This is a genomic window from Fischerella sp., from assembly GCF_013388695.1.
Taxonomy (GTDB): Bacteria; Cyanobacteriota; Cyanobacteriia; order Cyanobacteriales; family Nostocaceae; genus PCC9605.
Window position 1 is genome coordinate 1 of sequence record NZ_JACAEU010000175.1, and the last position, 5074, is coordinate 5074.

The window sequence follows — 5074 nt, forward strand, 5'->3', positions numbered from 1 at the left end:
AGTCCAGCCCCCGTCTTGGCTTCTGCCGAGATGGGGGACTGGCGAACCCGGAGGGTGGTGAAAAAAGAATGATTGAAACACAAAGACACTAAGACACAAAGAGGAAAATAGTCTTCTCTACTAAGATAATGATTCGTTTTTTACCCACCTTGGCAGGGCTATCCCTTATGCCAATTCCCAATCCCAATTCCCTATTCCCAAACCAGACTATGATTGGAAGCTCAATCAAAATTTTATTGATTGAGGACAATCTGGCAGAAGCTAGATTGTTACAAGAGTTTCTTAAGCAAGCTAACAAGAGTGAATTTACTCTAGTTCACGTTAAGCGATTGAGAGACGCTTTGGTTTTACTCAGTAATTGTACGGCTATAGAATGTAGCTTTGATGCTATTTTATTGGATCTGACACTACCAGACAGTCAAGGATTGACTTCTCTAACGCCGTTGATGAGTCAAGCTCCGAGCGTACCGATTGTTGTATTAACTAATACTAATGATGATGAACTTGCCCTCGAAGCGGTGCGGCAGGGGGCGCAAGATTATCTTGTCAAGCGACAGGTGAACGTAGAAGTATTGGTTCGCTCTTTGAGATATGCGATCGAGCGCAAGCAAGCATTAGAAGCATTACGCGCAGTCAATCAGGCGTTAGAAATTCGGGTTGAAGAGAGAACGGCAGAGTTAGTCAAAGCCCAAGAACTCAACCAATTCAAATCCGAATTTGTCTCCATGTTCTCTCATGACATCCGCAACCCTTTGAATACTATCCTGCTGGCAGCGGGCTTGCTACAAAACAATGATGACAAATTACCCAAAGAGAAAAAGCTGACTCATTATCAGCTAATTCGTTCAGCTATCAAAAATGTGTCACAGTTATTAGATGAAGTTTCTCTATTGGGTAGAGTTGATTCAGGTAAACTTCAACGTGATTTTAGTTTACTAGATTTAAAAGATTTCTGTTGCCAACTACTTGAAGAAGCTCAACTAGTTGCAGCCGAGAAGCATATTAAGCTTGTATTCACAACTAGTGAGGAACTGGGTGAAGCATTGTGCGACGAAAATTTGTTGCGCCATATTTTAGGAAATTTACTCAGTAATGCTATTAAGTATTCATATCCGAATAGTAATGTTTATTTTGAACTATTGTTTCAAAATCAAACCGTAATCTTCCGGATTCAAGATGAGGGTATAGGTATTCCCCAAGAAGACCAAAAGCAATTGTTTGAGCCATTCCATCGTGCTGGCAATGTCGGTACAATTCCTGGCACTGGCTTGGGTTTAGCGATTGTTAAAAAGTGTCTAGAGGCACATGGAGGTGAGATTGCAGTTAATAGTGAAGTGGGAGTAGGTACAACCTTTACTGTTACACTGCCGTTGATTAAAGCTTAATGAGATTCTTTGTGCTTACAATCAACGCCTTCGTAGATGGCAACATGTCAGCGATCGCCATGTCACCCGTCTAAACTGGAAAGCTTGCGAACTCACAGTCACAGTGGTGATGATTAATTTTTTATAATATTTTCTTGACAAATCGAAAAAAATGTTACAATAAATACAGAAATAAAATCGTTCATCTCCTTAGCATGTGACGCCAAATTGCATTCACAGGCTTTAGTTGTCATTCTCTGCGTAACGCAGTAAAGCGTAGATACTCCGCTTAGCATGACAATCAGCGAGGAGACGGAAGTAAGGAGACATCCTGAAGGAACGCGCCTCATTTAATTCCAACCTACAAAAAATTAAAAGCGAGGCGAAGCAAATGAAACTTACCTATCGCGGTGTTGATTATGAACACAATCCTCTCGCCGTGGAAATGACCCCAGGAGAAATTGGTGGCAAGTACCGTGGTGCGAGTTGGCAACGTTATTATCCCAGACACATTCCTGTACCTCAGCCAGTGGCTGAGTTGAAGTATCGCGGAGTTCCCTATTGTATTGGCGATCCACTGGATGTGGAAGTGATGAGACAGCGGAAACAATACAGTGCTAATGCCACTGCGGCTACTCATGGTAGACGCGAACCATCTAGTCAGGATTTAGCCAATACTCATCTCGTCCATATTCGCCATAATCTAGAACACCGGCTGCAAGTAGCCAAAGAAAAGGGAGACCAAAACCTCATCCGCTTACTAGAAGATGAGGCAAGGCAATTAATGGTTAGTGGATAGTAGATAGTAGTTAGTAGTTGTCATTTACAGACTACTAACCACTAACCAATGTAGAGACGTACCATGGTACGTCTCTACAATCACTCATTACCACGATTAATCCAAATACCTCTTAATCCCGCTGCTTTTGCGGCTTGATAATCTTCTGCAATACTGTCTCCAATATGCCATGCTGCCGCAGGTTCGCAGTTGTGTTTTTCTAAGGCAATGGCAAAAATTTGGGGATCGGGTTTGGCTGCGCCTGCTTGGGTAGAAATGGTGATGGAACTGAAAAAGTCTCTCAGTTCCAAAGCCTGCAACACTGAGTAGAGGCGGGAATCAAAATTCGACACTATCCCTAGTTCAATTCCCATCTTTTGCCACTTTGTCAAAGCTGGTATGACATCGTCATAGACAAACCACGGTTCGGCTGTACCAAAGTGGATATAGACTTCGCTAAAAAAAGCCGAAAAATCATAAAATTGCTCAAAAACCCCTGCTTGTTTAAAAGTGTTGGAGGCTATTTGAAACCACCACTCAAACTCATACTGGGGAATATCTTGTTCTTGTACATCTGGGAACACAGGCGGTGGCGCGGCTTTAAAGCTTTGGAGAAACATTTCATTCAAAGTTTCGGCAGAAGTTGCGACGCCAAATTCCCGGGCGATTTGACTATAAACTTCACCCACACTACCTTTAACGCCGAAGATTGTGCCAACAGCATCTAAAAAAATAACTTTCGGTCGTTCCATCAATCTATGACTATATTTGGATTTTAGATTTTAGATTTTGGAAAAATAATCTATCAGGTGCAAAGCGCAATGTCTGATGACAAAACGCTAAACACCTCAGTCTAGTGCACCATTTTATTATTTTGACAATGTCTCTATAATAGGACGAGCTAGCCAGTTAAAACCAACTTTGAGTTTATGGTCTAAAGTTGGCATTCGATACAGATAGGCAAGACGACGAGCGAGGTAAGCCAAAGAACCTTCTAGTTTAATGCCCAAACCAGTGAAAGTGGCGTTGTCTATCCCCAATGTCATCATTTCGCCTAAGTATTGATAGCGGAAGGGAAGTAGAGGGCGATGAGTCAGAGTTGCCCAGATGTTCCAAGCTGCATAGTCGGCTTGTTGGAAAGCTGCCTGGGCTGTGGCGGGAATTTGCTGTCCTTCGGCATCGCGACAATCTGCCAAATCTCCCAAGGCAAAAATTTCTGGATGGTCAAGGACTTGGAGAGTCGGTGTGGTAGTGATTTGACCGCGCTGATTTTGCTTGAAAGGAAGATTTCGGACTACAGGCGCAACTCTCGTTCCTACTGTCCAAATCACTAAATCTACAGGGATGGTATCTACTTGACCTTTATATTCCAAGGAAATGGTATCTTGGGCGATCGCAACTACCTTGGTTTCTAAGTCAATAAATATACTTCTTTCTTCCAAAGCCTTCGTAGCTGCTTCGCGGTTAAACTCTGGAGAGGTTCTTAAAATTTGGTCAGTTACTTCAATTAACCGAAAGCGTCCTCTTTGCCCTAGTCTGTCTGCTAGTTTACACGCTAACTCTACACCAGTGTAACCAGCGCCAACAATCGCCACTCGAATTTTATCTGTATCGGATTCTTCCAATACTCGCAAGCGTTCTTCCAAGCGATATGCATCCGCAATTGTACGGAAAGTATAAGCGTGAGATGCCGCTCCTGACACCATGTCTAACGGTGTTTCGCCACCCAGTGCTAACACCAAGCGGTCGTAGCCGATTTCCGGGCCATCCTGTAAGTGTACCCGTCGCTGGTTTATATCAATTCCTGACACAGTAGCTTGATAAAAACGCACACCTGTGTCTTGTAACAATTCTTCAAAGGGAGGGGCAATTTCCCAGGTTTGTAGTTCGCCAGTCAGTAGTTCGTAGAGGAGAGGAGAAAAAAGAAAGCGATCGCTGTGATCTACCAGAACTATTTCAGGTTTTGGCAACGCTTCCCAAGGTAACTGGCTTAACCGCAGGGTAGTGTGGAGACCACCAAAGCCTCCACCCAGAATACAGATTCTTGCTGTTTGTTCGGTCATTTGTCTAATGGGCAGTCAATCCCAGTAGGGAACTTATATCAGTGTAATGATTTCTTTCGGTCTATTGCCATCAACCATTCTCAAATAAGCAAAAGGCGGTTTATGATTTGCACAAACCACCTTCAATTTAATATTTAAGTAAAAAAGACTTAATTACCACCGGTAGTGATAGCTTTGAAATGTTGGGCGGTAACTTCACCCTTGGCGTGCCATTTTCCGTCTTCACCTTTCTCGAATTGGTTCCTGACACTATTCCAAGCAACTTGACGAGCGCCCTCTTCACTCATACCATTGCTCTGGGCAGCTTTGAAGGCAGCAGCGTAAATTTGTTGAGCTGGTCGAGGTAGTTCTCCTCTGATTTCTTCTGGTAATCCTTCTACGTTTTTATTTTTGCTTTCTTCTGGTGCTTGCTCTACGTCGTTACTTCTCATTTCTTCTGATGATTGCATAAATTCACTCCGATGATTTAATCTCGAACTAGTATTGAGTTCATCCGTAAATCATCGGCCAGACACCCATCAGCCAAAAGATTACTGGGATGATGGCATTGAGTTGATCGTATTGGAATGTCAACAGTTTCCAAGCTAAGGGCCATGTATCGGCTTGATCCAGGGGAGCTAACCATATAGTGTAAGCGGTAAATCCCAGCCAAATTACCGAGAGGAGGATTTTTCTAGCAGGTATAGCACTCACAAAGGTGCGATCGCGATTCAACGATTCATGACTGTGATTATCAAACATAGATTAATCGGCGTTGCTGAATTTGGTCATGAATTATGTTTGCATACATTTTTGTAGCTCGATGCCAAATCATTGTAGAGACGTAGCAATGCTACGTCTCTACATACCCGTGAATTGTAAATTCATAT

General features: G+C 43.0%; 6 protein-coding genes and 1 riboswitch. Of the genes, 2 read left to right on the top strand and 4 right to left on the bottom strand.

Annotation, left to right across the window (positions count from 1 at the left end; all coding sequences use genetic code 11):
* Positions 1 to 209 precede the first annotated feature (209 nt).
* Positions 210 to 1385, top strand: coding sequence for a hybrid sensor histidine kinase/response regulator (locus HXY43_RS24170; protein WP_290888920.1), 1176 nt, complete (start codon positions 210 to 212; stop codon positions 1383 to 1385).
* Between the two features lie 176 nt (positions 1386 to 1561).
* A riboswitch (Glutamine riboswitch) is annotated at positions 1562 to 1710 on the top strand.
* Between the two features lie 45 nt (positions 1711 to 1755).
* Positions 1756 to 2163 carry a DUF4278 domain-containing protein gene (locus HXY43_RS24175; RefSeq protein ID WP_290888923.1) on the top strand — a complete coding sequence of 136 codons (408 nt, stop codon included), beginning with the start codon at positions 1756 to 1758 and terminating at the stop codon, positions 2161 to 2163.
* A gap of 80 nt (positions 2164 to 2243) precedes the next feature.
* Here HXY43_RS24175 and HXY43_RS24180 read toward each other — a convergent pair whose 3' ends face one another.
* From HXY43_RS24180 to HXY43_RS24195, 4 genes are all read right to left on the bottom strand, one after another.
* The gene (locus tag HXY43_RS24180; protein ID WP_290888926.1) at positions 2244 to 2894 is read right to left on the bottom strand and encodes an HAD family hydrolase; all 651 of its coding nucleotides are present in this window, start codon (positions 2892 to 2894) and stop codon (positions 2244 to 2246) included.
* A 117-nt stretch (positions 2895 to 3011) separates the two neighbouring features.
* Positions 3012 to 4205 (bottom strand): NAD(P)/FAD-dependent oxidoreductase, encoded by a 1194-nt coding sequence (locus tag HXY43_RS24185; protein WP_290888929.1) that lies wholly within the window; start codon positions 4203 to 4205, stop codon positions 3012 to 3014.
* A 149-nt stretch (positions 4206 to 4354) separates the two neighbouring features.
* Positions 4355 to 4654, bottom strand: a complete 300-nt coding sequence (locus HXY43_RS24190) for a ChaB family protein (protein WP_290888933.1) — start codon at positions 4652 to 4654, stop codon at positions 4355 to 4357.
* Positions 4655 to 4694: 40 nt separating this feature from the next.
* A complete protein-coding gene (locus tag HXY43_RS24195) occupies positions 4695 to 4946 on the bottom strand; it encodes a hypothetical protein (protein ID WP_290888936.1) in 252 nt (83 codons plus the stop codon).
* Between the last annotated feature and the right edge of the window lie 128 nt (positions 4947 to 5074).

Bases quoted from the DNA above. Each gene is read 5' to 3' on its own strand.
- HXY43_RS24170 (WP_290888920.1), top strand. From the start codon at position 210: ATGATTGGAAGCTCAATCAAAATTTTATTGATTGAGGACAATCTGGCA.
- HXY43_RS24175 (WP_290888923.1), top strand. From the start codon at position 1,756: ATGAAACTTACCTATCGCGGTGTTGATTATGAACACAATCCTCTCGCC.
- HXY43_RS24180 (WP_290888926.1), bottom strand. From the start codon at position 2,894: ATGGAACGACCGAAAGTTATTTTTTTAGATGCTGTTGGCACAATCTTC.
- HXY43_RS24185 (WP_290888929.1), bottom strand. From the start codon at position 4,205: ATGACCGAACAAACAGCAAGAATCTGTATTCTGGGTGGAGGCTTTGGT.
- HXY43_RS24190 (WP_290888933.1), bottom strand. From the start codon at position 4,654: ATGCAATCATCAGAAGAAATGAGAAGTAACGACGTAGAGCAAGCACCA.
- HXY43_RS24195 (WP_290888936.1), bottom strand. From the start codon at position 4,946: ATGTTTGATAATCACAGTCATGAATCGTTGAATCGCGATCGCACCTTT.